The organism is Aminobacter ciceronei (assembly GCF_014138625.1).
Classification (GTDB): Bacteria; Pseudomonadota; Alphaproteobacteria; order Rhizobiales; family Rhizobiaceae; genus Aminobacter; species Aminobacter ciceronei.
This window is the reverse complement of sequence record NZ_JACJHY010000018.1, coordinates 56,587-82,676: the sequence shown is the minus strand read 5'-3', so window position 1 is coordinate 82,676 and position 26,090 is coordinate 56,587. Positions and strand designations below refer to the sequence as shown.

21 protein-coding genes and 2 riboswitches are annotated in these 26,090 nt (G+C 61.4%); of the genes, 8 read left to right on the top strand and 13 right to left on the bottom strand.

The annotated features are described in order from the left end of the window. Positions 1-20: 20 nt before the first annotated feature. Positions 21-707, bottom strand: coding sequence for a ferric reductase-like transmembrane domain-containing protein (locus HNQ95_RS18645; RefSeq protein ID WP_182574934.1), 687 nt, complete (start codon positions 705-707; stop codon positions 21-23). A gap of 52 nt (positions 708-759) precedes the next feature. Beyond that, positions 760-963: riboswitch (cobalamin riboswitch) on the top strand. A gap of 132 nt (positions 964-1,095) precedes the next feature. On the opposite strand from HNQ95_RS18645, the gene HNQ95_RS18640 reads away from it, so the two are divergent. From HNQ95_RS18640 to tolA, 6 genes are all read left to right on the top strand, one after another. Beyond that, on the top strand, positions 1,096-1,710 hold the full coding sequence (locus HNQ95_RS18640) for a TetR/AcrR family transcriptional regulator (protein WP_246340865.1): 615 nt from the start codon (positions 1,096-1,098) through the stop codon (positions 1,708-1,710). A 53-nt stretch (positions 1,711-1,763) separates the two neighbouring features. Next, positions 1,764-1,965, top strand: a riboswitch (cobalamin riboswitch). 111 nt (positions 1,966-2,076) lie between these two features. Next, positions 2,077-3,993: a TonB-dependent receptor plug domain-containing protein gene (locus tag HNQ95_RS18635; protein WP_182574932.1), complete on the top strand. Its 1,917-nt coding sequence runs from the start codon at positions 2,077-2,079 to the stop codon at positions 3,991-3,993. Between the two features lie 120 nt (positions 3,994-4,113). Continuing rightward, positions 4,114-4,887 carry an ABC transporter substrate-binding protein gene (locus HNQ95_RS18630; RefSeq protein ID WP_246340864.1) on the top strand — a complete coding sequence of 258 codons (774 nt, stop codon included), beginning with the start codon at positions 4,114-4,116 and terminating at the stop codon, positions 4,885-4,887. Continuing rightward, positions 4,884-5,870, top strand: a complete 987-nt coding sequence (locus HNQ95_RS18625) for a FecCD family ABC transporter permease (protein ID WP_182574928.1) — start codon at positions 4,884-4,886, stop codon at positions 5,868-5,870. Before HNQ95_RS18630 ends, HNQ95_RS18625 begins: the two co-directional genes overlap by 4 nt. After that, positions 5,870-6,652 (top strand): ABC transporter ATP-binding protein, encoded by a 783-nt coding sequence (locus HNQ95_RS18620; protein WP_182574925.1) that lies wholly within the window; start codon positions 5,870-5,872, stop codon positions 6,650-6,652. Before HNQ95_RS18625 ends, HNQ95_RS18620 begins: the two co-directional genes overlap by 1 nt. Beyond that, positions 6,649-8,295 (top strand): energy transducer TonB, encoded by a 1,647-nt coding sequence (tolA, locus tag HNQ95_RS18615; RefSeq protein WP_182574923.1) that lies wholly within the window; start codon positions 6,649-6,651, stop codon positions 8,293-8,295. The genes HNQ95_RS18620 and tolA overlap by 4 nt, the downstream gene beginning before the upstream one ends. Here the strand turns inward: tolA and HNQ95_RS18610 are convergent. From HNQ95_RS18610 to HNQ95_RS18575, 8 genes are all read right to left on the bottom strand, one after another. Beyond that, positions 8,285-9,439 carry an HPP family protein gene (locus tag HNQ95_RS18610; RefSeq protein WP_182574921.1) on the bottom strand — a complete coding sequence of 385 codons (1,155 nt, stop codon included), beginning with the start codon at positions 9,437-9,439 and terminating at the stop codon, positions 8,285-8,287. The two genes, tolA and HNQ95_RS18610, sit on opposite strands and share 11 nt — an antisense overlap. After that, positions 9,436-10,794: a glycerate kinase type-2 family protein gene (locus HNQ95_RS18605; RefSeq protein WP_210283813.1), complete on the bottom strand. Its 1,359-nt coding sequence runs from the start codon at positions 10,792-10,794 to the stop codon at positions 9,436-9,438. The genes HNQ95_RS18610 and HNQ95_RS18605 overlap by 4 nt, the downstream gene beginning before the upstream one ends. Beyond that, positions 10,736-11,704, bottom strand: coding sequence for a 2-hydroxyacid dehydrogenase (locus HNQ95_RS18600; RefSeq protein WP_182575024.1), 969 nt, complete (start codon positions 11,702-11,704; stop codon positions 10,736-10,738). The genes HNQ95_RS18605 and HNQ95_RS18600 overlap by 59 nt, the downstream gene beginning before the upstream one ends. Next, entirely contained in the window at positions 11,701-12,600 is a 900-nt protein-coding gene (sucD, locus tag HNQ95_RS18595) for a succinate--CoA ligase subunit alpha (RefSeq protein WP_182574919.1), read from the bottom strand. The genes HNQ95_RS18600 and sucD overlap by 4 nt, the downstream gene beginning before the upstream one ends. Positions 12,601-12,616: 16 nt before the next feature. After that, on the bottom strand, positions 12,617-13,798 hold the full coding sequence (locus tag HNQ95_RS18590; protein WP_182574917.1) for a malate--CoA ligase subunit beta: 1,182 nt from the start codon (positions 13,796-13,798) through the stop codon (positions 12,617-12,619). A gap of 9 nt (positions 13,799-13,807) precedes the next feature. Continuing rightward, positions 13,808-14,761 carry an HpcH/HpaI aldolase/citrate lyase family protein gene (locus HNQ95_RS18585; RefSeq protein ID WP_182574915.1) on the bottom strand — a complete coding sequence of 318 codons (954 nt, stop codon included), beginning with the start codon at positions 14,759-14,761 and terminating at the stop codon, positions 13,808-13,810. Between the two features lie 15 nt (positions 14,762-14,776). Then, on the bottom strand, positions 14,777-15,967 hold the full coding sequence (locus tag HNQ95_RS18580) for an aminotransferase class V-fold PLP-dependent enzyme (protein WP_182574913.1): 1,191 nt from the start codon (positions 15,965-15,967) through the stop codon (positions 14,777-14,779). A gap of 126 nt (positions 15,968-16,093) precedes the next feature. Continuing rightward, positions 16,094-16,726, bottom strand: coding sequence for a LuxR C-terminal-related transcriptional regulator (locus HNQ95_RS18575; protein WP_182574911.1), 633 nt, complete (start codon positions 16,724-16,726; stop codon positions 16,094-16,096). 309 nt (positions 16,727-17,035) lie between these two features. Between HNQ95_RS18575 and HNQ95_RS18570 the strand changes: the two genes are divergently transcribed. Beyond that, on the top strand, positions 17,036-18,715 hold the full coding sequence (locus HNQ95_RS18570; RefSeq protein WP_182574909.1) for a formate--tetrahydrofolate ligase: 1,680 nt from the start codon (positions 17,036-17,038) through the stop codon (positions 18,713-18,715). Between the two features lie 125 nt (positions 18,716-18,840). Here HNQ95_RS18570 and glyA read toward each other — a convergent pair whose 3' ends face one another. Together glyA and HNQ95_RS18560 are read right to left on the bottom strand one after the other, a co-directional pair. Beyond that, positions 18,841-20,142, bottom strand: coding sequence for a serine hydroxymethyltransferase (gene glyA, locus HNQ95_RS18565; protein WP_182575023.1), 1,302 nt, complete (start codon positions 20,140-20,142; stop codon positions 18,841-18,843). Positions 20,143-20,166: 24 nt separating this feature from the next. Next, positions 20,167-22,920 (bottom strand): phosphoenolpyruvate carboxylase, encoded by a 2,754-nt coding sequence (locus tag HNQ95_RS18560; protein WP_182574907.1) that lies wholly within the window; start codon positions 22,918-22,920, stop codon positions 20,167-20,169. A gap of 285 nt (positions 22,921-23,205) precedes the next feature. Between HNQ95_RS18560 and HNQ95_RS18555 the strand changes: the two genes are divergently transcribed. Beyond that, entirely contained in the window at positions 23,206-23,403 is a 198-nt protein-coding gene (locus HNQ95_RS18555; protein WP_182574905.1) for a hypothetical protein, read from the top strand. Positions 23,404-23,420: 17 nt separating this feature from the next. Here the strand turns inward: HNQ95_RS18555 and HNQ95_RS18550 are convergent, their stop codons facing one another. Then, positions 23,421-24,386: a methionyl-tRNA formyltransferase gene (locus tag HNQ95_RS18550; protein WP_182574903.1), complete on the bottom strand. Its 966-nt coding sequence runs from the start codon at positions 24,384-24,386 to the stop codon at positions 23,421-23,423. Between the two features lie 114 nt (positions 24,387-24,500). Then, complete coding sequence (locus HNQ95_RS18545) at positions 24,501-25,985, bottom strand: aldehyde dehydrogenase family protein (RefSeq protein WP_182574901.1); 1,485 nt, start codon at positions 25,983-25,985, stop codon at positions 24,501-24,503. Between the last annotated feature and the right edge of the window lie 105 nt (positions 25,986-26,090).

Here is a 26,090-nt window from a genome sequence, read left to right as displayed (position 1 = left end):
TTGCTCTGGAAGGCAAGCAGTCACAGTCGCCTGCTCGCCGAGACTGTTGTTTCTGCGATCGACCCCGTATGCTTTCGGCGGGTGGCGTACCATTGCGGAAGTCTCAGGGCCTGCAACACCGTCAGCGTCGCGCCACAGTACGCCGCCCACCCCGTGGAGGAGGTGAGAAGCAGCCAATGACCATACGCGAGTAGCGCAGCGACATAGGCAATCCGGTGCAGTTGTTTCCACCACACGCCCAGTCGGCGGAGAGACAGGCCGTTTGAGGTCGCGGCGAGAAGGGCCAGCAACGCAAAGGATATCCAGCCGGTCCACATGGAGGGGTAGGCCATGCCGAGAAGAATGTAGTCGAGCCGTCCCACTGCCGGAATGAAGACGGCGAGATGCAACGCGGCATAGGAAAAGGCGGCGACGCCGACAGCCCGCCGGTGCCGGACCAGCCACAACAGCGAGGAAGAGCGTGGGAAGAGCAGCAATAGCGGCGAGATCGCCAATGCGACCGTGAGGAGGCCCACCGATGCAACGCCCGTCGGGGTCATGGCCACGCGCCACGGCTGCAGGCCGAGTATCGGGGGTACGGCAAATAGCGGCGCCGGCAGCATGAGGATCGCCCAGACCAGCCCGTTCGCGGTGGCGTCAATGGAGCCTGCTGAATCCCTCTTTCCTGTCGGCATGATTTTCCAGATCGCCCACTGCTCCTGCAGCAAAGGATAACTTCTACATACCGACCTGTCTATTGACCTGCCGCACACCCGTTGGTATCAAATCCGAGCTCAAGGTTTCTTTTCGCGATGCGGAAAGATGAAAAGGGAATGCGGAAGGACGACAAGTCCAAACCGCAGCTGCCCCCGCAACTGTGAGCGGCGAGGCTCGTCCGGGAGGCCACTGGAAGCATGCTTCCGGGAAGGCGGACAGGGCCGTTGAACCGCGAGCCAGGAGACCTGCCTTGAGCTGTCACCTTCCGGATGCGGGGCGCGTTCGGGGCTGTCTCAAGCAGCGGTGGCCGATGTCATCGTTGGCGGATCGTCTGGACGCTCCTCCGGCAGAACTGGTCCGATGCTCTCGATGGAGAGTGAACGGCGGAGGATGCGGATTTTGAGCAGGTCGACCGGCCACAGGCCCAACACAACGCGAGAGCGGATTCTTGCCTCTGCCTATCGCCTCTTCAAGAGCCGAGGTGTGGCGCAGGTGGGCGTCGACTCGATCGTCGCTGATTCAGGGTGTGCAAAGGCGAGCCTTTACAACAACTTTTCCTCGAAGGAGGAACTGGCACTGGCGTTTCTCGATCAGCGGGAGAGGATTTGGACCCGGGATTGGCTCGAGCGGGAGGTCCGGCAGCGAACCAGCGATCCCGTGCATCGGCTCCTGGCGATCTTTGATCTGTTCGATGAATGGTTCCACACGAAGAACTTCGAAGGCTGCTCGTTCATCAACGTGCTCTTGGAATCCGAATTCAACAGCCCCATCCATCGTGCGGCAGCACGGCATCTGGAGAATATTCAGGCGATCGTAAGGGGCTTCGCAATCGATGCGGAGCTCAGCGACAGCGGCAGTTTTGCCCAGACTTGGCACATGCTCATGAAGGGCAGCATCGTCTCGGCCTGCGAAGGCAACCGCAATGCCGCGCGAGAGGCCCGGCGTGCAGCCGCGATTCTCGTGGAACGCTGGCCGCGCCTGGTACGACAGGGAAGCCGCGCTGCGGAGCGATAAGATCAGATATTAAACAGACCACTCTGTCTATTGACGGGTGAATATCCCGCTGTTAGCGTTTAGCCGTCCAAGGTTCCCGACCGTTGGCGGAAGGGACGAAAAAGGGAATACGGAAGAGCTCTGGCTCAATCCGTAGCTGCCCCCGCAACTGTGAGCGGCGAGGCGCATCTATTCGGCCACTGGAGCGCGGCTCCGGGAAGGCAGATGCGCCGACGACCCGCGAGCCAGGAGACCTGCCTTGGATGGTCACTTTCCGGATGCGGGGAGCTTCCGGCGCTGTCTCGACAGCGGTGGCGAATGTCATCGCTGCGGGGCCTTCAATCCCGCTGCATCCAGAGGATCGCATACCTTTCGCGGGGGGATTGAATGGGACGTCTGCAGCCAAAATTGCTTGCAACCACTGTCTTCGCACATGTAGTGGCCACAGGTTCCGTGGCGGTCGCGCAGGAAATCTACCTTGGTGAGATCGTAGTAACGCCAAACCGAACTCTGACTGACAAAAACAAAGTTGGATCCACGGTTGACGTCGTCTCAAAGGAAGAGATCGAGGAACAATCCAAGCCGCTTCTGACGGACTATCTGACTCTGGTGCCCGGTGTGCACGTAGCCATGCCAGGCGGGACCGGCCAGGAGAGCAGCCTCTCCGTCCGAGGTGCCGACAAGAAATACGTCAAGACCATTTTCAATGGCATCGACATATCCGATCCGACTTCGACGCAGGTCCAGACTCCGTATCAGAACCTGCTAGTTGGCGGGATTGGCCAAATCGAGGTTCTTAAAGGGTCCCAATCGACCCTCTATGGTTCCGATGCGATCGCCGGCGTGATCGGCGTTTCCACTCTCGCCGGCATCGAAGCGGGTGTCCACCACGAGATATCCGGTGAAGCCGGCTCCTTTGGAACCTGGCGCGGCGGCTATTCTCTGACCGGCGCCGACGATACCGGCAGGGCCGCGTTCAACATCTTCGGGCTGAGCACAAAAGGTATTTCCGCGGCGCTGGTGAACGGATTTCCTCCAGTCGACCTGAACCCGACTGGCTTGGAGAAGGACGGTTTTCGCGATGTGAACATCAATTTCGCAGGCGAAAAGCAGATCAACGAATACCTCTCGGTCTTCGGTTCCGCGCTCTATATAAATGCACGGGGCGACTACGACGATTCCGGCAATCCACCAAGGGACAACGAGTTCAATACCTTTGCAACCCGACAGCGAGCGGCGCGCGCGGGATTCAACCTCGACCTTCTGGATGGCCGTCTGAAGAATGCCTTTTCCTTCCAGGCGTCCGACATCGATCGCGATCTGAATTCCGAATCGGCGTTTGGACCATTCGACGGCAATTTCTATGGCGTGCGGACGAAAGCGGACTATCAGGGCTCCTACGAAGCAACCGACTGGCTCACGCTGCAATATGGCGGGGACTACGAACGGCAGAGCGCGCATACGACCAACAATTTCGGAACCGACACCAAGGCAGACTTCACGCTTGGAGGTATGTGGGGCCAAGTCATTCTAAGCCCCTTTGAAGATTTGACTTTGACAGCCGGCGCGCGTCACGACGAGCACAGCGAATTCGGCGGTTATTCAACCTACCGGCTCACGGGTTCCTACCTATTCGCCGATACCGGCACGCGTATCCATTCGTCATTCGGCACGGGGTATCGTGCACCGAGCCTTTTCGAACTGTACGATTCGTTCTCTGGCAACACCGATTTAAAGCCGGAGCAGAGCCAGAGTTTCGATATCGGTGTCGAGCAGTCCTTTCTCGACGGGCGTCTGGTGGCGGACGCCACCTATTTCCTGCTGAACACGGACGATCTGATAGACTACGATTTCGCAACCTCGCGCTACGTTCAGATTCCGGGTGAAACCAAACGCTCCGGTGTCGAACTCTCCATGACGTGGCAAGCCGCTGATTGGCTGGACCTCGGCGCGGGCTACACATACACCCAAACGCGCGAGCCGAACGGTGCACGCAGGCCACGCATCCCCGAGCACGACATCGCGTTTCTCGCGACCATTCGACCGGCGGAGCGGTGGACCGTGACGGGGGTCGTGCACGCCGTTCTGGACACGACCGACCGCATAAGCCCATCATTCGGAACGTTCCAAGACGTTGCGCTCGACGACTATGTTCTTGTCGACGCCAAAGTCAGCTACAGGCCGACAGAAAATAGCGAATTCTACTTGCGCGGCGAAAACCTCCTGAATCAGAAATATGAAGTCGTCAAAGGCTACGGAACGCCCGGCATTGCGATTTTCGGAGGGTTCAAAGCCCGATTCTAACAGCCCATGGTCAGCAGAGGACAGCTCACTCGCTTCGCGGCCCTGGCATTGACATGCGGCATCCATGTCCTTGCCGGATACTGTGTGTCGGCCTCTTCCGCGGACATTCACCCGCGCGTCATGTCGCTCAACGTCTGCACGGACCAACTGGTTCTGGGTCTCGCCGATCATGACCAGATTGTCTCGCTCTCGAACCTTTCGGAAGATCCCGGCCTCTCGTTTCTGCGCGCAAAGGCGGCCGGGTATCCCAAGAACAGGGGCTTGGCGGAGGAGGTTTTCGTCGCCCGGCCCGAGATCGTGGTCACGGGGACATATTCCCTGCACACCACCACTGCCGTACTCAACCGCCTTGGAGTCCGCGTAGAGGAATTTGCATACGCCCAGACCCTGGACACGATCGCTGCGGATATCCGCCGCATGGGTGTCATTGTGGGGCAGCGGACACGGGCTGAAAGGATAGCAGTCGAATTCGAGCGGGAGCTTGCCTCGTTTGAGACGATCCCGCCCGGCCGCTGGCCTTCCGTGGTTGTGTTCGAGCAGAATGGCATTGTTCTTGGCGCCGGCACGCTCGCCGACTCGATCCTCAAAGCCGTAGGGTTCCGCAACCTCGCGGCGGAGCAAGGCTATTCGGGCATGGTTCCATATCCGCTCGAATTGCTTGTGAAGGACCGGCCGGACGTTGTCCTGGTCAGCCGGCCCTATAGCGACGTTCCGGCGCTCGCGGATCAGATCACCCGACATCCCGCGATCGCGGCGCTCGGTCTGATTCATGACAGCGACGTGGTTCCGTCCGGATCATGGTCCTGCGGGGGGCCCTTCACGATGGAAGCCGTGCGGGCGCTGCGCCGCCTGCGCCAGTCCATGATTCGGCCAAACAAAGGGAAGGAAGGATGAAGCCGACCCTTTGGGCCGGGCTCCTCGGCATCGTAGTCGTTCTCTTCGCAACGTCACTGCTTGTCGGATCGGCCGCACTTGATCCCGCGACGAGCCTCCGCGGCCTCGTGGGCCAAGGGGACGATGCCGCCGCGATCACAATGCGTGAAATCCGCCTGCCGCGAGCCATTCTCGGTGTGCTGGTCGGTGCAAGCCTGGCTCTTTCCGGCGCCGCGTTGCAGGGCTTCCTGCGCAACCCTCTCGCGGAACCAGGCGTGATCGGGGTTTCTTCGAGCGCATCGCTCGGCGCAGTCGTGGTCTTCTACAGCGGCGTGGCCGGAGTTTCAGTCTTCGCGCTGCCGGCAGGTGCGCTTCTGGGCGCCCTTGTGGCCGTGGTCGTTCTCCTCGTGATCGCTTCCGGCAACACCACGACACTGACGCTGATCTTGGCCGGCGTAGGCCTGTCCAGCCTGGCGGCCGCGTTCACCGCGCTTGCGCTCAACCTCTCGCCAAATCCGTTCGCGAGCTACGAGATCATCTTCTGGTTGCTCGGCTCGCTGAAGGACCGCTCGATGGCGCATGTCTGGGTATGCCTTCCCCTGATGGCTGTCGGCACGCTGCTGATTCTTGCCTGCGGCAGCGCGCTGGACGCGCTTTCCCTCGGCGAGGAGAGCGCGGCCAGTCTCGGCATCGACGTGGCACGGACCCGGCTGATGCTTGTTGGCGGCGTGGCCTTGTGCGTCGGCGCGGGAACATCGGTGACTGGCGCCATCGGCTTCGTCGGTCTCGTGGTCCCACACTTGATCAGGCCGCTCACGGACTGCATGCCGGGCCGGCTCCTGCTGCCAAGCGCCCTGGGTGGCGCGGCACTACTGCTGGCGGCCGATATCGTCGCACGCCTGCCCTGGTTCGGAAACGAACTCAATGTGGGCGTGCTGACGGCGTTGATCGGTGCGCCGTTCTTCCTCTGGCTTGTCATCCGCTCTCGCCGGGAGGGGTTTTGATGTCGATCGCCGCGATCGATATTCATGTCCAGCTTTCTGGCAGAAGAGTTCTGACGGGAGCCTCGATCCGTGTCGAAACTGGAACCGTTGTCGGCCTGCTCGGTCCCAATGGCGCGGGCAAGTCGACACTTATCCGCGCGCTGTCGGGCCACCTGGCGGCCACCGGCCAGGTCCTCGTCAATGAAATGCCGCTTGAGTCGCTTTCGCGCGCGAGGCGCGCAAGGCTCATCGCCTATCTGCCGCAGCAGCGTGTCATCGGCTGGCCGGTCAAGGTCAGGGACATTGTAGATCTTGGCCGCATGCCTTGGCGGACATGGGGCGTGGGGCCAATTGAGAATGACCGCGTGATCTGCCGCGAGGCGATGGAACTAATGGACGTCGTCCACCTGGCAGATCGGCCGGCCAATGCGCTCTCTGGCGGTGAGCAGGCACGCGTGCTTACCGCTCGGGCCATTGCCCAGGACACGCCGGTGCTCCTCGCCGACGAACCTGCCTCCGGTCTCGACCCTGCACACCAGATCGCCATGATGGCGGGCTTCCGAAAGATAGCTGCGTCTGGCCGCGCCGTGCTGGTCTCGCTGCACGACCTGACACTTGCCGCGCGTTGGTGTGACCGCCTTGCAATTCTGCATGACGGGCGCACGGTCGGCGGCGGCGCGCCCGCCGAGGTCATGGTTCCGGAAGTTCTCGGCGGCGTCTTCGGGATCGCAGCACGGGTGGAGACCGACAGCTGCGGCCTGATCGTATCGCCGGTAGGACTTGCGCGGGATGCGGGACCATGAACCTGCGAACCGATCTGGCGGAACTGGAATTCCCTGCCATCTTGACCGAGCCCGAAGCATCGGACTCCTTCCTGGACTTGGTCTCGCTGCTCGACGGACGGTTCGTGGAGCAGCGAGACGCTGCGCTCGAGAATGACATTCGTCTCGAAATTTCGCCCGCGATGGGAGAGCGCCTGTCTTTCCTGCCGCAAGCCGGAGACCTTGGGACCGTAGTAGGCCTGTCACTATCCGCCGCGGTCCATCTGCTCGCTCTCTTTTTCTTGGCCCATGCGCTGGTGTTCGAGGGTCTCGATGCAGACCAGGACGCTATAAGCGTAGAGATCGTGTTCGATGATCAGGGTTTGCAGGCGACATTTCCCTCTCAGGCGCCTGAGACGCCGTTAGTTACCCAAAGCGATACGTCATCGGAAACAGCGACGGCCGAGGATCTCGGCGACACGGTCGTCGACAATGTGTCGTCGGCACCGGATGCCCAGATGCTCGATCAGCCTTCAGAGGAAAGGGAAACGAGTGAGGAAGTGGCGGGAACGGAACCTCTTGGTTTCGATAGTCCATCCGAGACGGCGGCTGAAGATTCGCACATCACGAACGAACCGCCGTTGACGGAGGCACGAGCGGAAGAAGAGGTGGTTCCGTTGCCTGACCCGACAGTTTCCAGCTTGGCAGATCCTCCTCTCATCTCCGAGGCCGAGCCTGTTCCGGAGGCTGATTCCGAACCCTCTCGGACGACCAGCGTGCGCGCCGCAGCCGGTTATGTCTCCGCACCTTTCGCAGCAACTGGTGGGGACGCTGGCACGACCACATCAGATGACACGGACCGTGCCACGGCCACCGTCTTCGTCCCGTTCCAGCCGCTAGCGGTCGAGGTCCCTGCGAAAGAACCCCAAGTACCCTCGCCAGATCCATCCGTGCTCGCGACTCTGGCGAGTCCGCCAACTTCTGGGCTGGCATCCGATCCTGCCAATCCGATCGACCGGCCCAATCCGGCACACGACTTCATACCGCCGCAGCTCGACGCCGAGATTAGCGCGGCACTCGCCGCTCCGCTGATTGTCCCGGCCGATGTCACTTCTCCGCTGCCTTCCGTCGTGCAGGTCATCCCAACGTTGGCGGAGCGTACCCACATGAATGATGAACCGAAGGGCGAGGGGGAAGCCGTCACCGACAGGACTGTGCCGGCTGCAGCGGCCAAAACCGATGGCAAGACCAAAAAGAAGGCGACCGCTCTCCCGCGACGCGAACGACCCAAGGCGACAGACATCGCTCCTGGAGACGCTGCCTCGGCTGGGCCACGGAAAAAGACGCCCAACGGGGCGAGCAAGAGCATGGTCGGTCAGATTGCGAAGGCTTCTGCGAGCGAACAAGCTTCGTATGCGAAGAAGCTCCTGGCCCATGTGCAGCGCTTCAAGCGCTATCCCCCGGCCGCGCAGAAAGCGGGCATCACCGGAAACGCGCGATTGTCAATTACGATCGATAGGTCCGGACGACTAAAGGGAGCAAGACTCGGTTCGTCTGCCGGCAATGCCACGCTTGACGCCGAAGCCTTGGCTGTGGCGCGCCGAGCAGCGCCATATCCAGTCCCCCCAGACGGAGTTGGAAGCCAGACTTTCAGTTTCTCGGTAACGCTGAAGTTCAGTCGCTAGAGGTGACCCCATCGTCGTAGAAGATTGGGCCCGGTGCTCGGCGGAAACGGTCTGCTGCTGCATCCGCCACCGCGGCAAGAAGGTCGGTCTGCGTGACCAAGCCCACGATCTCGCGGTCAGCATCTACAATGACGACGGCATGTGTCTGGCCATCGGTCAGAACCGGCAGGAGTCCAAGCGCCTCATCGTGCGGCGAAGCGACTGCCGCAGGTGAGATCGAGCGCTCGATGTATTTGTCGGCCATGGCGACTTCTCGGAATCCCACTGTCCCGGCCAATCGCCCTGCCTCGTCGACGACCGGCAAGATTAAAAGGTTGTGCCGAAGCATCAGAGCGCGAGCATCGTTCGTTTGCGCGCTCCGGTGGATCGATACGACATCTCTGGACATGATGTCCGAGCAAAGGAGCGGACCATGGGACCTGATCGAGGCCTGCAGCGAGACCTCCCGGAGCAATCGGTTGAGATCGCCACGGTCGATGTCGAGGGTTTCCCCCAGCCTGGAAAGCACGGCGTCTACGTCCGCTTCCTGAATGCCGACCCGTAGCTGAGACGGCACGTCGGCGGTCAGATGCGTGTTCGTGGGCGCCGGTGTGGGGAAATGTGGATATTGACGCCTGCTCAATTTGTGGAAGCCGATACCCATCGCAACAAGTATTGCGGCGTTGAGGGCCACGGGTATGAACGGGAACTCAAACCCCAACGCAGTGATCGACGGCCCCCCGATCACCGCCGTCAACGCAATGGCACCTCCGGGCGGGTGCAGTGAGCGCGTAAACGACATCGCGGCCAATCCCAGGGAAACGGCGAGTGCCGAGGCGACAACGGGTTCCCCGACGACCGCAGCGACTGCGACGCCGACCAACGCAGAAATCACGTTCCCACCGATAACCGGCCAAGGTTGGGAAAGCGGACTTGTAGGGATAGCAAAGACAAGCACGGCCGAGGCCCCGATAGGTGCAACGATCATTGGTAGAGTGGAGCCCGTCCCAAATAACACCGAGCACAGAAGAGCGGTAACCCCGACCCCGAGCAACGCTCCGAGAACTGCGACCAGTCGCTCACGCAGTGTGGCGCCCGCGAGGATGGGGACGAATAGCCGATCAAGCCACGTCAGCAGGGACGGAGTGGGGGCTTTTCCTTTCATTGCAACAGCATGATCTGCAAGTCCGCCACGTTGGTTCCCGTCGGCCCGGTGATCAGCAGATCGCCTGAGCATGCAAGCGCCGCGAACGAGTTGTTTTCGGAGAGTTGTGCCAACGGATCGCAGCCTTGCTGGCGCATCCACGATGCGGAGCCTTCATCGACGATACCGCCTGCGGCATCGGTAGGTCCGTCCCTTCCGTCGGTGCCCCCACTGAGAAATACCCAAGGCCTGGGGATAGGTCGGACTTCATTCAGAAGGGCAAATCTCAGCGCAAGCTCCTGATTCCGTCCGCCCGTGCCTCCGCCGGTGACGCGCACGCTTGTCTCACCGCCACAGACAATCGCGACCGGCCTGTTCCCGGCAGCAGCGGCCAGAGCCATGGCATGCAATTCATTCGCGGCCGTAGAGACGTCGCCGCATAGCCATTCCCGACCCAGCAGGACCGCATCGTAGCTCTGCCGCGCTTTCAGCATCGCCGCCCGCACGCTCAGCCCATTGCTGCCGATGACGACGTTTTCGACATGGTCGAAACAGTCGTCCGGGCCGGGCTCGAACTTGTTGCGCAGATGGCTGGAGATCGAATGCGGAACAACCTCCAGCAGCCCGTATTTTTTCAGGATGCTCAGCGCTTCCTCGCCCGAACCACGGCTGGGAGCCGTCGGTCCGCTGGCGATGACTGCCGGATCGTCGCCAGGAACGTCCGAAAGGATCAGAGCCAGCAAAGACGCCGGCCTTGCCTGGCGGGCCAGACCTCCGCCCTTGAGGCGCGAGACCATGCTGCGCACCGTGTTCATCTCGACGATATTGGCTCCCGATCGCACCAAGGCGTCGTTCAATGAGATTTTGTCTCGCAGGTCGATACCTCGGGGCGGAGCGCAAAGGAGGGATGAGCCGCCACCGCTCACCAATGCGAGAACGAGATCGCCTGCACGAGCTGCTGTTGCAGCGCGCTCGATTGCAGCGGCTGTCCCAAGGGCCGCGCGGTCCGGGACAGGATGTCCTCCGCCGATTACGACGAAGCCCGGAACTGGCCGGACGCTGCCCGCGGCGGTGAGGGCGATCGCTGCTCCTAGCTTCCGGTGAACGAAAGGTATGGCGGCCTCTGCCATCGACACCGCTGCCTTTCCGAAGGCAAGCACGATGACGCGACGGGCCCTCTCTATTGCATTCTGCCGCGTAGACAGGGCCGCGGTCACAGCGGACGCCGGATCCGCCGCTCTGACGCCCTCGCGAAACAGCGATATCGCTTGGGCGCGCAGGCGTTCGATCAAACTCGGAACATACCCGGGGATCATGTCAGGCAACACGATCCGGGGGATCGCGCCCTTCCAGAAATGCTTCGAGATTCTCGACAACTTTCATGCCCATTGCCGTGCGCGTTTCTTCCGTGGCGCTGCCAAGATGCGGAAGAAGCACGACGTTCGACATCGACTTCAGCTTGTCGGGAACGGACGGTTCCGACGCAAAAACGTCAAGTCCGGCACCGGCGATCCGGCGCTCCCCCAGCGCATCAATCAGTGCCGCCTCGTCAACAACGTCGCCTCGTGCCGTATTGATCAGGAACGCCTCCTGCCGCATCGTGGCAAGGCGTCCGGCATTGATGATGTGCTTGTTTTCTGCACCACCCGGACAATGCAGAGACACGAAATCTGCTTGCGCCATGACCTCCTCGATCGTGTCGAACTGGAGCGCGCCAAGAGATCGCAACTCCTCGTCGTGCTGGAGAGAGCGGTTGTAAAAGACAATGTTCATGCCGAAGCCGAAACGGGCGCGCCGTGCCGTTGCGCGACCGATGCGGCCCATCCCCACGATGCCCAAGGTCTTCCCGGATACCTTTCGTCCGACCATGTGAGTGGGACACCATCCGGCCCACTCGCCATCGCGCAACTGCCGTTCCCCTTCTCCGGCCCGCCGGGCGACCATCAGCATAAGCGTTATGGCAAGATCGGCCGTACAGTCGGTCAGCACTCCTGGCGTGTTGGTCACCATAATGCCGGCTTGGCGGGCGGCATCGATGTCGATATGGTTGAAGCCGACCCCGAAATTGCCGAGAAAACGCACCCGTGGACTCGGCGGAAAAACCGCCGCTGGCAGCCGATCGCTGACGGTCGGCAGCACCACGTCGAAGTCCCGAAATGCGTCCATCAGCTCATGCTCGGACAGCGGGATGTCGGCGACGTTCAGTTGGGCGCGAAACCGCTCGACGAGGATCTTCTCCACGCGAGCCGGCCAGCGGCGCGTTACGAGCACACGCATGGCTGTCAGGCGGCTTGTCTGGCGCCGGAAAGAGTACTAGCGACGGTCGGGCCGAAGGCTGCCGGTGTCGGCACGATAGTCACGCCGCATTCCTTCAAGATCTCAACTTTTTCTTGCGCCGACTCGCCAAAGGCCGAAATGATTGCGCCGGCGTGCCCCATCCGTTTGCCCTTCGGCGCCGAAAGACCCGCAATATAGGCGATGAGGGGTTTCTTCATATTGTCGCGTGCCCAAAGGGCGGCTTCAGCCTCTTGTGGTCCGCCGATCTCGCCGATCATCACCACGGCGTCGGTCTCTGCATCGCCCTCGAAATATTCGAGAACGTCACGAAACGAAGAGCCGTTGATAGGATCACCACCAATGCCCACGCTGGTCGATACGCCGATTCCCAGCGCCTTCATCTGCGAAGCGGCTTCGTAGCCGAGCGTCCCAGACCGCCCGACGATGCCGACACTGCCTGGGAGGTAAATCGACCCCGGCATGATGCCCATAAGCGCCTTGCCCGGTGAAATGATGCCGGCGCAGTTGGGGCCGACCAGCCGCATCCTGTCGTCAAAACGGTAGCGGCGCATGTAGCGCTTCACGCGCATCATGTCTTGGGCGGGAATGCCGTCCGTGATGCACACGCACAGCCTTAATCCCGCGTCGGCCGCCTCCATGATCGAATCGGCCGCGAAAGGAGGGGGAACGAAGACGATGCTGGCATCGGCACCCGTTTCGCGCACCGCACCCTTGACCGTGTTGAATACCGGGAGACCGAGATGGGTCTGTCCGCCCTTTCCCGGCGTCACTCCGCCGACCACCTTTGTTCCGTATTTCAACATATCCTGGGCATGAAATGAGCCGATCTTGCCGGTAAATCCCTGCACGATCACCCGCGTGGTCTCATTGAGTAGAATTGCCATTTGTCCAACCTCCCTTTCACGCTGCCTTGGACTTGACAGCACGCCACGCGGCAACGGCCTTGTCGGCGGCTTCGGCCAGCGTGTCGGCCACGATCACAGACTCTCCCGATTGGCTGAGAATGCGCCTGCCTTCCTCCACATTCGTGCCAGCCAGCCGCACGACTAGCGGCATCTCTATGCCGACTTCGCGAATAGCCTTGACGACGCCTTCCGCCACCCAGTCGCAGCGGTTGATACCGGCGAAGATGTTGACCAATATCGCCTCGACGTTCTTGTCGGCGAGGACGGCTCGAAAGGATTTCGCCACCCGCTCCGGCGAGGCGCCACCGCCGATATCGAGGAAATTTGCAGGTTCGCCGCCGGCGATCTTGATCATGTCCATTGTGGCCATGGCGAGTCCGGCGCCGTTGATGATGCAGCCGATATTTCCGTCGAGACCCACATAGGAAAGTCCACGATCGCTGGCGAACGTCTCGCGTGGATCCTCCTGCGACTTGTCGCGCAGTTCCGAGATTTCGGGCCGGCGAAACAGCGCGTTTTCATCGAACGACATCTTGGCGTCGAGCGCGAGCAGTTGGCCGTCCTTCGTCACGACCAGAGGATTGATTTCCAGCATGGACGCGTCGAAGTCGCGGAAGACTCGATAGGAGCCCATGATCGTGTCGGTCGCCTTGCTGATAAGCGCCGTTTCAAGGCCCAGCCCGAAGGCGATTTCGCGCGCCTGGAACTGCTGCATGCCGGTGCCGGGATCGACTGTCGCGCGAATGATGGAGTCCGGTTCCTTTTCAGCGATCTCCTCGATTTCCATGCCGCCTGATCCGGAGGCCACGATCATCACGCGCTCGGCCTTACGGTCGAGCACGAATCCGAGATAGAGTTCCTGGGCTATATCGACACCCTCCTCGACATAGAGGCGCGACACGAGCTTCCCCCTCGGTCCGGTCTGGTGGGTCACCAGCCGCCGACCGAGCATGGTTTCGGCAGCTTCGGAAACTTCTTGATCGGTCTTGCAGACGCGGATACCGCCGGCCTTGCCGCGGGCCCCGGAATGGATCTGCGCCTTCACGACCCAGCGGGAACCGCCCAGTTCGTTGGCGCGATAGGCCGCCTGCTCGGGACTGTAGGCGAGGCCACCCCGGGGTACGTGAACTCCCTGACGTGCCAGGAGTTCCTTGGCCTGGTACTCGTGAATATCCATCGGTTCCCCCTATGCCGCTTCGGCATTTTTCTTTTCGATCGCGTCCTGCATCGCGATGACGTTGCGCGCCATTCGTTCGGACGCAGCGTCAACCATCTTGCCGTCCAGGGCGGCTGCTCCGTGGCCCTTTTCCTCGGCCTCCTTCAGCACCTCAAGGATGCGCCTTGCCCGCGCCACTTCCTTCGGCTGCGGGGAGAAGACTTCGTTGGCGAGGTCGATCTGGGAGGGATGGATCGCCCATTTGCCTTCGATACCGAGCGCCGCGGCACGTCGTGCGGCCGCGATGTAGGCTTCGGGATCCGAGAAATCGCCGAACGGCCCGTCTATCGGACGCAAGCCGTAAGCGCGGCATGCTACCGTCATGCGCGCCAACGCGGCATGCCACTGATCGCCCGGATAATCCGGGTTCAACCCTCCGATCGAAACGGTGCGCGCCTTGCAACTTGCAGCATAGTCGGCCACTCCGAAATGCAAGGCCTCCAGCCTGCCGCCAAAGGCGGCGATCGCCTCGACGTTGGCCATGCCGAGCGCGGTCTCGATAAGCGCTTCCAGGCCGACGCGCGTGGTGAACCCCTTGGCAGTCTCGATCTGCTCCACCAGGGCCTCGACCATATATAGATCGGCCGGAACACCGACTTTCGGCACGAGGATTGTGTCCAGGCGGTCACCCGCCTGTTCCATGACATCGACCACGTCGCGATACATGTAGTGCGTGTCGAGACCGTTGATACGGACCGAGACGGTCTTGCCGCGAGCGCGCCAGTCGATTTCGTTTAGGGCACGTATGATGTTCTGCCGGGCCCGTTCCTTGTCGGGCGGGGCGACGGCATCCTCGATGTCGAGGAAAATGAAGTCGGCGGCGCTTGATGCCGCCTTCTCGATCATCTCGGGGTTCGACCCCGGTACGGCGAGTTCGCTGCGCTGCAGGCGCGGCCTGCGCAAGTGATGAAGTGTGTGACTCACGTTCTCCTCCGGCTCTCACGCGGCCTTGGCGACGGGCAGCACGCCGGTCTGACGGAAGTGCTCTACTGCCGCGCCGACCCCGGAGCCCGGTTTGATTCTGACGCCGCAGTCGATCAGGGCCATTTCGGCGGCCGCAAGCGCGCCGCAGATCATCACCTCGTTCAGCCAGCCAAGATGCCCGATGCGGAACACCTTGCCGGCGACCTTATTCAGGCCGACGCCGAGGGACGTCTGATACTTGGAGTAGGCAGTCCGTACGATCTGTGCACTGTCTATGCCCTCGGGGACGACTATCGCGCTCACTGTATCGGAATGCCATTTTGGCGCCTTGGCACACAGATTGAGCTCCCACGCGTTGACCGCCTTGCGCACCCCTTCCGCCATCCTGTGGTGGCGGGCAAAGATGTTCTCCAATCCTTCCGCGGCGATCAGGTCGAGTGAGACACGCAGCCCACGCAACAACTGTGTGGCCGGCGTATACGGGAAGTAGCCGCCGTCATTCGCCTTGATCATGTCCTCAAAGGAGAAGAAACAGCGGTGGTGTTTGGCTCGTCCAGACGCCTCCAGCGCCTTGGTGCTTACCGAGAGAAAGCCGAGCCCAGCCGGCAGCATAAAGCCCTTCTGCGAACCGCTGACGGCGCAATCGATGCCCCACTCCTCCTGACGGAAGTCGATCGAGCCGATCGAGGACACCCCGTCAACAAACAGCAGGGCGGGATGCTTTTCCGCGTCAAGCGCGGAGCGCACGCCAGCGATGTCGGAAGTAACGCCGGTCGCCGTCTCGTTGTGGGTTGCGAAGACAGCCTTGATGCGGTGCTGCGGGTCGGCGCGCAGCTTCTCCGCATAGATTTCGACCGGCACGCCTGTGCCCCATTCGCACTCGACGACATCGACGACCAGACCGAAACGTTCTGCCATGTCCACCCAAAGGTGCGAAAACTGGCCGAAGCGGGACATCAGGACGTGGTCGCCGGGCGACAGCAGGTTCTCCATCGCCGCTTCCCACGCACCGGTTCCGGAAGAGGGGTAGATGAAAACTCGCCCTGTGTCGTTTTTGAAGACCCGCTTGATGTCGTTGAACAGAGGCAGGGTGAAGGCCGGAAAGTCGGGCGCGCGCATGTCTTCCATCGGAAGATTCATCGCCTGCCGAACTTGCTCGGGAATATTTGTCGGACCTGGAATGAAGAGATGAGTGAAGCCAGCCACGACGGTTCCTCCCCGGCTCGGTTTGTCATCCGGATTGGAGGTTCTGCACGCGTTCGGAACAACACCTTGCCGGGTAGAAACTCGATGGTGGAGGGGTAGTGCAAGCCTACCCGAGGGGGCAGCGACTCAGATGGTGCGTCGTCGTTTTTCGCTCGCATACAGGGCTACGGCCATCGCCCGATTGCGCACGTCGAGCTTGTCGTAGAGGTTCTTCAGATGGTACTTTACGGTGTTTTCTGAAATTCCCGTGCGGGTGGCAATCTGAAGATTGGTCCACCCATCTGCCAACACGGAGAGGAGTTCCCGTTCGCGCACGGTCAAGCACGAAAGGGGCGAGTCGTTGATTTTTGTCACGTCGATGTAGGGGATACAGATTCTGCCGTGCGCGACGGCCTGAATTGTGTCGAACAGGATGGCCGGATCATCAAACTGAAAGCAGAAGCCGTGTGCGCCAAGGCGCACCGCCTGCTTCAGGATGCCGATGTCGTGGTCGTTCGAGAAGATTGTGACCCTCGTCGGCAGGCCCCGTTCCTGTATGGCGGCCAGCACGTCCGCTCCATCCATGTCGGCAAGCTTCCAACCCACAACTGCGACATCGAATTCCGCCCGCTCGGACGCAGCCTGTAGCAAGGCCGACCCGGCCTGCACGCATTCGGCCAGGGCAAAACGTGGATCACGTTCAATCATTTCCCGAAGCGCCGAAAGGACCAGTGGATTGCGCTCGGCAATGAGGACGCGAACTACGGTCTCCTCCACCATATGACACCTGACCTACGAGCGTTTCCCTGCCACGGTCCTTGTTCAATCGCGAACCGTATGATCGGCATTCTGCACAAAACAGACTAACCTGTCTATTATTTGTCTTGTTGCACGGTTGGTATCACAGACGTTTTCAGTTCTGAGCGTGAGACACTTCCAGGCTTTTTCAGCCATTTCGTATATGCAGCATGGTCCTTCTTACGCGACCGGATGGTCCTCTTCCGCTGATACACCGATGAAATTTATAGACAGGTCTGTCTCATCAAGCTATGTGTCCCGTCAATCAGAAAGAAGATGGGAGGGAGCCTGATGGCCGAATTGAAGAGCGATATCCAGATCGCGCGCGCCGCTGACAAGAAGCAGATCCAGGAGATCGGCGCCAAGATCGGGATTCCGACAGAGCACCTGCTGCCCTACGGTCACGACAAGGCCAAAGTCTCCGCCGAGTTCATCAAGGAGAAGCGCGGCGGCAAGGACGGCAAGCTGATCCTGGTCACCGCCATCAACCCGACGCCGGCGGGCGAAGGCAAGACCACGACCACGGTCGGTCTCGGCGACGGCCTGAACCGCATCGGCAAGAAGGCGATCGTGTGCATCCGTGAGGCCTCGCTCGGGCCGAACTTCGGCATCAAGGGTGGTGCGGCCGGCGGCGGCTATGCCCAGGTCGTGCCGATGGAGGATATGAACCTCCACTTCACCGGCGATTTCCACGCCATCACCACCGCGCACAATCTGCTGTCGGCGTTGATCGACAACCACATCTACTGGGGCAACGAGCAGAACATCGACACGCGCCGCGTCGCCTGGCGCCGCGTCATGGACATGAACGACCGCGCGCTGCGCGAGATCATCTGCTCGCTCGGTGGCGTCGCCAACGGCTACCCGCGCGAGGCCGGCTTCGACATCACCGTCGCCTCCGAGGTGATGGCGATCCTGTGCCTCGCCACCGACCTCAAGGACCTGGAGAAGCGGCTCGGCGACATCATCATCGCCTATCGCCGCGACAAGAGCCCGGTCTATGCCCGCGACATCAAGGCCGATGGCGCGATGACGGTGCTGCTCAAGGACGCCATGCAGCCGAACCTCGTGCAGACGCTGGAGAACAACCCGGCCTTCGTGCATGGCGGCCCCTTCGCCAACATCGCGCATGGCTGCAACTCGGTCGTCGCTACGACGACGGCGCTCAAGCTCGCCGACTACGTGGTGACCGAGGCCGGCTTTGGCGCCGACCTCGGCGCGGAAAAATTCTTCGACATCAAGTGCCGCAAGGCGGGCCTGAAGCCGGCGGCCGCCGTCATCGTCGCTACCGTTCGCGCCATGAAGATGAACGGCGGCGTCAAGAAGGAAGACCTCGGCAAGGAGAACGTCGAGGCGGTGAAGAAGGGCTGCGCCAATCTCGGTCGCCACATCGAGAATGTGAAGCAGTTCGGCGTGCCGGCCGTCGTCGCCATCAACCACTTCACCACCGACACCGAGGCCGAGATCCAGGCGATGAAGGATTTCGTGGCGGCCCAGGGCGCCGAGGCGATCCTGTGCAAGCACTGGGCCAAGGGCTCGGAGGGCATCGAGGAGCTGGCGCACAAGGTCGTCCAGATCGCTGAAAGCGGCGCCTCGCAGTTCTCGCCGCTCTATCCCGACGATATGAAGCTGTTCGACAAGATCGACACGATCGTCAAGCGCATCTATCGCGGCTCCGAGGCCATCGCCGACAAGGCGGTGCGCGACCAGCTCAAGGCCTGGGAAGACGCCGGCTACGGCAACCTGCCGGTCTGCATGGCGAAGACGCAATATTCTTTCTCGACCGATCCGGGACTGCGCGGCGCCCCGACCGGGCATGTCGTGCCGGTGCGTGAGGTGCGCCTGTCGGCCGGCGCCGGCTTCGTCGTGGCTATCTGCGGTGAGATCATGACCATGCCGGGCCTGCCGAAGGTGCCGTCGTCGGAGAAGATCTTCCTGAACGACGCCGGGTACATAGAAGGTTTGTTTTGAAAGGCCGAACGAAGAGAAAGCTCTTGGGCCACTCCTCATTCATTTCAACTGCTGCAACCCAAACGATAACAGATCGACCAACAAACCGAGGAAAGTCTGGCTGTATATCTCCCAATGTTCCGGGTTTATTCGTAGACCGGGAAACGACGCGTCAAGAAGGCAACGGTGTCTCGCACCTCGGCTTCGAGAGGAGCATTTCCATCGTCGCCGTCGCGCGCTAGTCCCTTTGCCACTTTCAGGATCAGCTCGCCAACAAGCTGGAATTCATCCTTTCCGAAGCCGCGGGTCGTGCAGGCTGGAGTTCCAAGCCTGATGCCGGACGTTGTGTTCGGGGGCTGAGGGTCAAACGGGATACCGTTCTTGTTGCAGGTCAGATGAGCTCGACTTAGTGCCGCCTCCAGCGCCTTGCCGGTCAGAGCACATCTGCGCAAGTCAACCAGCATCAGATGGGTGTCGGTTCCACCGGAAACGATGTCCAGTCCGCCCTCTCGTATCGCATCAGCGAGCGTCCGCGCATTGTCGACTACTGCCTTTGAGTAGTCCTTGAACTCAGGACGAAGGGCTTCGCCGAACGCGACCGCCTTGGCAGCGATAACGTGCATTAGCGGACCGCCTTGAAGTCCCGGAAAAACGGAAGCGTTGATCTTTTTTCCGAGATCTTCGTCTTTCGACAAAATCATCCCGCCGCGAGGACCGCGAAGAGTTTTGTGCGTGGTGGTCGTTACCACGTGGGCGTGTTCGAGAGGATTGGGATGCACACCACCCGCCACGAGGCCCGCGAAATGAGCCATGTCGACCATTAGTTTCGCATCCACCTCGTCCGCTATTGTTCGGAAGGCCGCGAAGTCGATGATGCGCGGATAGGCCGAGCCACCGGCCAGGATGATCTTGGGCCTGTGTTTTTGGGCGAGGTCGCGGACTTCGTCCATGTCTATACGGTGATCGTCCGCTCGCACGCCGTAGGAGACAACGTTGAACCACTTGCCGGACTGGTTCACCGGCGCGCCGTGGGTAAGATGACCGCCGGCGGCGAGATTCAGACCGAGAAAAGTATCGCCTGGCTGCATGAGAGCCATAAACGCCGCCTGGTTCGCCTGGCTCCCTGAGTTCGGCTGCACGTTCACGTACGTGCAGTTGAAAAGTGCTCTCGCCCGCTCGCGCGCTAGGTCTTCCGCTTCGTCGACGAACTGGCAGCCGCCGTAGTACCGGCGGCCTGGATAGCCTTCGGCATACTTGTTCGTCAGGACCGATCCCTGTGCTTCAAGAACGGCGCGCGAGACGAGGTTCTCGGAGGCGATCAGCTCGATTTCGTCACGTTGCCGGCCGAGTTCTCTTGAGATGATTGCAGCGAGTTGGGGATCGGAGTTCGCGGCTCCGAAGTGGAAGAAGCGAGCTTGTGAGGTGCCTATACCGGGCCTGGCAGGCATTTCCATATTGTGGCTCCCGTAGCTTTAGCCGGTCCAACCGAGGCCGGCTGAGATGCAGTTGATGGAAAGAAGGAGAGCGTTGACCGAGTGCTTCGGAGCGGGCACTTCCGGGGTGTGGGAGCGAACCTCGCGGAGCAAGTCCACCTGCAATCGGTGTACGCCGTCCATCTGAGGCCTGGTGCGGTCAACCTGTCGTTTGAATGCGGGGAACCGCACCGACAAGTCTGCCGTTTCGATGATCCGCTCGATAGTTGCGACAGTCAGTTCGCGCTCCCGCGCAATCCTCGAAAATATGGTCTCGCGCGCTGTAGCGTCCGCTACGAGGTCGGCATAGAGGCGCCCGATGCCGAGATCCGTTTGATATAGGGTCTTCTCAACCTCGTCGACGATCAGCCTGAAGAAGCGGGACCGCTCGAACATCTGCCTGAGAAGGTCGAGTCCACCCTGGCCGCGCACATCGAGAAACGACTTGAACGCCGTGCCCATGCCATACCAGCCCGTGATCAGGTGGCGATTCTGGCTCCAGGCGAATACCCATGGAATAGCGCGCAGGTCCGCGATATCTCGGGCACCAAAGCGCCTTGCTGGCCGCGAGCCGATCTTGAGAAGCGACAGTTCCTCGACCGGACTGGCCTGGTTGAAATAGTCGATGAACCCCGGCTCGGCGAGGAGCCCGGCATATGCCGCCTGCGACATGCCGGTCAAAGCGCCCAGCGCTTCCTCGAACTCCGGCACGTCTTTCAGGGCTCCCTCGCTGTCGGACTTCATCGTGTGCGCGAGAACCGCCGCCGACAGGATTTCGAGGTTGTGCAGTGCCGTTCCGCGGTTTGCGAACTTAGCCGAGACGACTTCGCCCTGCTCGGTCACGCGCATCGATCCGGCGATTGTGCCGGGGGGCTGCGCGGCGATGGCGCGGCCCGTAGGTGCGCCGCCCCTGCTCACCGATCCGCCGCGACCATGAAAAAAAGTAATCCGGATGCGGTGCTTCGATCCGATCTTCGTTATCTGCTTCTGGGCTTTCGCCAATTCCCAGTTTGAAGCGAGGAAGCCGCCGTCCTTATTGGAGTCCGAATAGCCGAGCATGACTTCTTGCCGGCTGCCAAACTGAGCGATCGACCGCCGCGCGATCGGCACCGAGAACAGATCTTCGAGGATCGTCGAGGCTCCCTGAAGATCAGCGATCGTCTCGAACAACGGGACAATTTTGATGCCAACGGTGCCGCCGTCTTCCCCATCGCCGAGCCTTGCCCAACGTGCCAGCAGGTACACTGCGAGCAGGTCGTCAGCCGACTGCGTCATGCTCAGAATAAACGGGCCGACGCCGAGCCTGTCGCGGTTGCGGACGTCGCGAATAGTGTCCAGTAGGTCCACCAACTCGCGCGATTCCGTCGACAATTCGAGACTTCTGAGATCGCGTGCGGAGCCTGACCGCAGTTCTTGCCGAAGGCGCTGCGACCATTCCTTGGCACCAGGCTGGATCGCGTCGCCGCCATCGAGAATGGCGAAAATCTCGCGGAGGACGCGATTCACGACCATTGAATTCTGCCGGATGTCAAGCGTCGCCGCGTGAAAGCCGAAAGTCTCTATGCGCTGAAGAAGCGGCCTTATGAGACGCCGCGCCGCAGCCCCGGCTTCGAGGTCCTCAAGCGCTCGCAAAAGAACCGCCACATCCTTGCGGAACAATTCGGCGTTGACATAGGGCTCGGCCGGATTTGCGCTGGGGTCCAATGTCGCGGCAAGACGCGCCTGCAGCGCGCTCGCATATTGGCGCATCGGCTCTTCGGCGTTTCGGCCGGAGATAGCCGCACCATCGCCTGATTTTGCAATCAGGCCGGAAAGTGCGTCGAAGAAGGACTGTGGCGGCCTGACCACGTTGGCGCTGACGCTGAGAACCGAAGTCAACCTGCGGAGCGGCTCCATATAAGACGAAATTGCCGCGTTCCGATAAGCATCGAAGGCCGAGCGGGTGACCGTGGCGCTAACATTAGGATTGCCATCCCGGTCGCCGCCTATCCAGGAAGCGTAGCGCAGGAACGCGGTTGGTCTCAAAGCGTATTCGGCGAAATGCCTGCGTAGACCTGCCTCAAGCGCGTCGTAGATCTGCGGCGTGGCCTCGAAAAGAACCTCGCGGAAAAAATGCAGCCCCCATGCCACCTCGCGCTCGACAGTTGGCCGTTCTAGTCGCAATTCCCCCGTCATCCAGAGCAATTCAATCTCCGCGCGCATGTCCTCCACGAGCCTGTCCCGTTCGCGGGGGGCCCAGCGCTGCTGTTCGAGTTCGGTCAGCTTCCGGTAGATACGGCGATGAGCCTCAAGGACCGTGACTCGCTTGGCCTCCGTCGGATGCGCTGTGATCGTCGGGCCGACCTGAAAGGATTCGAGCGCCGATTGCAGATCGCTCGCGCCGTAGCCCGCTCGCGCAAGTCCTCCTATAACATTGGAGAAGGAGCCCACCACCGCATCAGAGCTGCCGGACCGCTCGATCGCGCGGCGAGTGCGCACACTGATCAACTCGCCTGCAATTGCCAGTAGTTGAAACCAGATGCCGATCGCCTGCAAGGCCGGTATGCGCCGCGATGCTTCTATTTCGCTTATTGGAAGTGATCCTTGCAGCACTGGTGGCAGAATCGGGTCGCGTGCCTGCGCAACCGAACTGAGCAAAGAGAGCAGCAGGCCGCGCACGTCTTCATGCGCCAATCGATCCCTTTCGACGTTCTCGGCCACCGACCCAACAGAGTTGTCGTCGAAAACTATCTGCCGGTCGGCAACCGAGCGCATGCTTCCTCCCAGCGCTGAACTTCGCCCCACCGTATTGAAGTTTCATAGAGACACGTTGCAATCGCCCGCCTGGATAGGTTTTTTGCTCTATCAGGTAGTGGAAGCCCGCCCGGACGGGCGTTGGCCATCTGCGACGGGATTATTCATGGCCGTTGCGTCAGAGAGCGGCTCGACCGCTCTCGTCCAGGTGCCGGCGATTTGTACAGATCAGTCTATATTTTCTGGGACAAATGATGCTGGTGTGCTACCATATGATTCTGGCAGGGCGAATAGGAGGCCGATGAGATGTTGTATGCTCTTTCGAATCTGGACGAAGGAAACCTCAGGGCGATCCAAGGCCTTGAGAAAGATCTGGGCCTTTCAGTCATTGCCGTAACAGGCGTTGAGGTAGAAGCTCCCGTCCTTGAGGAAGAGAAGCTCCAGAAGGTTCAGCAGCTTGAAAAGGAGCTCGGGGTCGTTTTAGTGGCCGTCAAGCAGCACTAAGCTTCTGCCAAGGACATTTAGCCAACCACCTCTGCAAGCTCATCTCGCATCTCGCTCTCGAAAACATCGCCAACCGCAAGCCCATGAGATTTGGCAAAGGCGGCGGCTGACGACTTCTGGCCGGACTCGGTGCGGACTTTGCCGATCTCGACCGTCCCACCCTGCGCGGCGATGCTTATGGTCTGGTCGCCGATTGCGGTGATCGTGCCGGGTTTGCCCCCTACGTCGCCGAAGCGGCGCACGGCGTGCTTGCGGCTCTCGAAGAGCCGGACCCTCTGGCCGAGCACCGTCGTCCAGGCGCCGGGTGCCGGATCGCATCCGCGGATCAGGTCGTGCAGGAAATCGAGATGCATGTGCCAGTTGATCTCGGCCTCACCATCGCGGCACCAGCCCTCGTAGGAGGCTGCGTCCTCATCCTGAACGGTTTCCGTGTGGCGTCCGGCGACGACCAGATCGGCCGCCTCCAGCATCGCTTCGACGCCGAGCGGGAACAGACGATCGAAATAGACGGTACCCAGCGTGTCGTCAGGCCCGATGGCGACACGCTTTTGCAAGATGACCGGCCCCTCGTCGAGACCGTCGTTCGGACGGAAAATGGTGATGCCGGTTTCTTTCTCACCCTTGATGATCGGCCAATTGATCGAGCTCGGCCCGCGATATGCTGGAAGCAGCGAGGGATGATACTGGATCGTGCCATGCTTCGGGATGTTGACGAAGGCCTGCGGCGCGAACTGCAGGACATAGGCCATGACGGCGAGGTCGACGTCCAGCGCCCGTAGCGCCCCTTCCGCGGCGGGGCTCTTGAGGTTTGGAAGCTGGAATAGCCTGAGCCCATGCTCCTCGGCTGCGAGCCGGAGCGGATCGGCGCGCGCGCCGGACTTCTCCGGAGCGCAGAACACGCCGGCCACTTCGTCGCTACGCGCCAGGAAGGCTTCCAGGACGCTCTTGCCGAAGGCCTGCTGGCCGATGATCGCGATCCGCATGCTGTTCTCCTTGAATTCGGACAAGCCTTTCCCATGCCGAATGCCAAAGGCAGCGGCCGGATCGGCGTCGGTTGATGGAAACGCCACTCCGGCCAAAACCGGAGTGGCGGGGCGTCAGCGGCCCGTGTTGATCCAGACGGCCTTCGGTTCGGTGAAATTATCGATCGCGGCGTCGCCATGCTCGCGGCCGAAACCGGAATCGCGCGACCCACCCCAGGGCAGGCGTATGTCGGTCGGACCGTAGGTGTTGACCCACACCGTGCCTGCCTTCAGCTTCTTGGTGAAGCGGTGCGCACGGGCTATGTCGCCGGTCCACACGCCAGCTGCCAGGCTATAAACCGTGCCGTTTGCTATGCGGATGGCGTCCTCGTCATCCTTGAACGGGATGACGGCCGCGACGGGCCCGAAAATCTCCTCCTGCGAAATGCGCATCTCGTGGCGCACGCCAGCAAAGACCGTGGGTTCGACGAAATAGCCGGCATCGCCGCGTCTGGCGCCGCCGGTCACTATGGATGCGCCCTCGTTGCGGCCGATGTCGATATAGTTCAGCACCCGCTGCATCTGCACTTCCGACACGACCGGTCCCATGGCGGTCGATGCGTCCAGGGGGTCGCCAATGCGGGTCGACTTCGCGCGCGCGGCCAGTCGCTCCACGACTTCGTCGTAAACGCTCTCATGCGCCAGGATACGCGAGCCCGCAGAGCAGACCTGTCCCGTGTTGAAGAAGATGCCGGAGCCTGCCGCCTTTACCGCCGCGTCGATGTCTGCATCCGAAGAGATGATATTCGCCGACTTGCCGCCGAGTTCCAGCGTCACGCGTTTCAGATTGCCGGCGGCGCCCTGCAGGATCTGACGGCCGACCACGGGCGAACCGGTAAAGGTTACCTTGTCGACATCGGGGTGATCGACGAGTGCCTGGCCCGCAACCTTGCCGAAGCCGGGCACGACGTTGAGCACCCCGGCGGGCAGGCCGGCCTCGAGCGCCAACTCGCCGATCTTGAGCGCGGTGAGCGGCGTCACCTCGGCCGGCTTCAACACCACCGTGCAACCGCAGGCGAGCGCCGGCGCGATCTTCCACATGCCGATCATCAGTGGGAAGTTCCATGGGATGATGGCCCCGACCACGCCGAGCGGCTCGCGTACGGTATAAGTCAGTGCGTCCGGCCGGGCAGGAATGACCTGCCCGCTTATTTTGTCGGCCATGCCGGCATAGTAGGTCAGCGTGTCGAGGACGGCCGGCAGATCCTGACGACGAATGGCGGAAACCGGCTTGCCGGAATCGAGGCTTTCTAGCCGGACCAGTTCGTCCTCGTCGCGGCGGATCAGATCGGCGAGCTTCAAGAGCAGCGCGCCGCGCTCGGAGGCCCTCATGTGGCTCCAGGCGCCCTCGAAGGCGGCCCGCGAGGACCGCACGGCGGCGTCGATGTCGGCGACGCCGGCTTCCGCCACCGTGGCCAGCACCTCGCCGGTCGCCGGGTTCAGCGTCTGGAACGTGCCGCCGGACGCGGACGCCGTTCGATGCCCGTCTATCAGCAGCCTGTTGGTGTTGTCGGCGATCCGGTCGAGCAAGGCAAACCTCACATATGAAATGCATTTCATATCTCAAGAAACCGGCCGCAACTCAACGTTACCGGTCGAGAGATTGCAGCAAAGCTATTCTTGCCTTAAAATATTGGGAATATGAAATCTTCTGCCGAACAGCCA

What these genes read in the sequence shown, in the direction of transcription:
- HNQ95_RS18630 (WP_246340864.1), top strand. Translation starts at nt 4,114, where the DNA reads ATGTCGCTCAACGTCTGCACGGACCAACTGGTTCTGGGTCTCGCCGAT.
- sucD (WP_182574919.1), bottom strand. Translation starts at nt 12,600, where the DNA reads ATGGCAATTCTACTCAATGAGACCACGCGGGTGATCGTGCAGGGATTT.
- HNQ95_RS18620 (WP_182574925.1), top strand. Translation starts at nt 5,870, where the DNA reads ATGTCGATCGCCGCGATCGATATTCATGTCCAGCTTTCTGGCAGAAGA.
- HNQ95_RS18560 (WP_182574907.1), bottom strand. Translation starts at nt 22,920, where the DNA reads ATGCGCTCGGTTGCCGACCGGCAGATAGTTTTCGACGACAACTCTGTT.
- HNQ95_RS18635 (WP_182574932.1), top strand. Translation starts at nt 2,077, where the DNA reads ATGGGACGTCTGCAGCCAAAATTGCTTGCAACCACTGTCTTCGCACAT.
- HNQ95_RS18545 (WP_182574901.1), bottom strand. Translation starts at nt 25,985, where the DNA reads ATGAAATGCATTTCATATGTGAGGTTTGCCTTGCTCGACCGGATCGCC.
- glyA (WP_182575023.1), bottom strand. Translation starts at nt 20,142, where the DNA reads ATGCCTGCCAGGCCCGGTATAGGCACCTCACAAGCTCGCTTCTTCCAC.
- HNQ95_RS18610 (WP_182574921.1), bottom strand. Translation starts at nt 9,439, where the DNA reads ATGAAAGGAAAAGCCCCCACTCCGTCCCTGCTGACGTGGCTTGATCGG.
- HNQ95_RS18590 (WP_182574917.1), bottom strand. Translation starts at nt 13,798, where the DNA reads ATGGATATTCACGAGTACCAGGCCAAGGAACTCCTGGCACGTCAGGGA.
- HNQ95_RS18555 (WP_182574905.1), top strand. Translation starts at nt 23,206, where the DNA reads ATGTTGTATGCTCTTTCGAATCTGGACGAAGGAAACCTCAGGGCGATC.
- HNQ95_RS18575 (WP_182574911.1), bottom strand. Translation starts at nt 16,726, where the DNA reads ATGGTGGAGGAGACCGTAGTTCGCGTCCTCATTGCCGAGCGCAATCCA.
- tolA (WP_182574923.1), top strand. Translation starts at nt 6,649, where the DNA reads ATGAACCTGCGAACCGATCTGGCGGAACTGGAATTCCCTGCCATCTTG.
- HNQ95_RS18570 (WP_182574909.1), top strand. Translation starts at nt 17,036, where the DNA reads ATGGCCGAATTGAAGAGCGATATCCAGATCGCGCGCGCCGCTGACAAG.
- HNQ95_RS18625 (WP_182574928.1), top strand. Translation starts at nt 4,884, where the DNA reads ATGAAGCCGACCCTTTGGGCCGGGCTCCTCGGCATCGTAGTCGTTCTC.
- HNQ95_RS18550 (WP_182574903.1), bottom strand. Translation starts at nt 24,386, where the DNA reads ATGCGGATCGCGATCATCGGCCAGCAGGCCTTCGGCAAGAGCGTCCTG.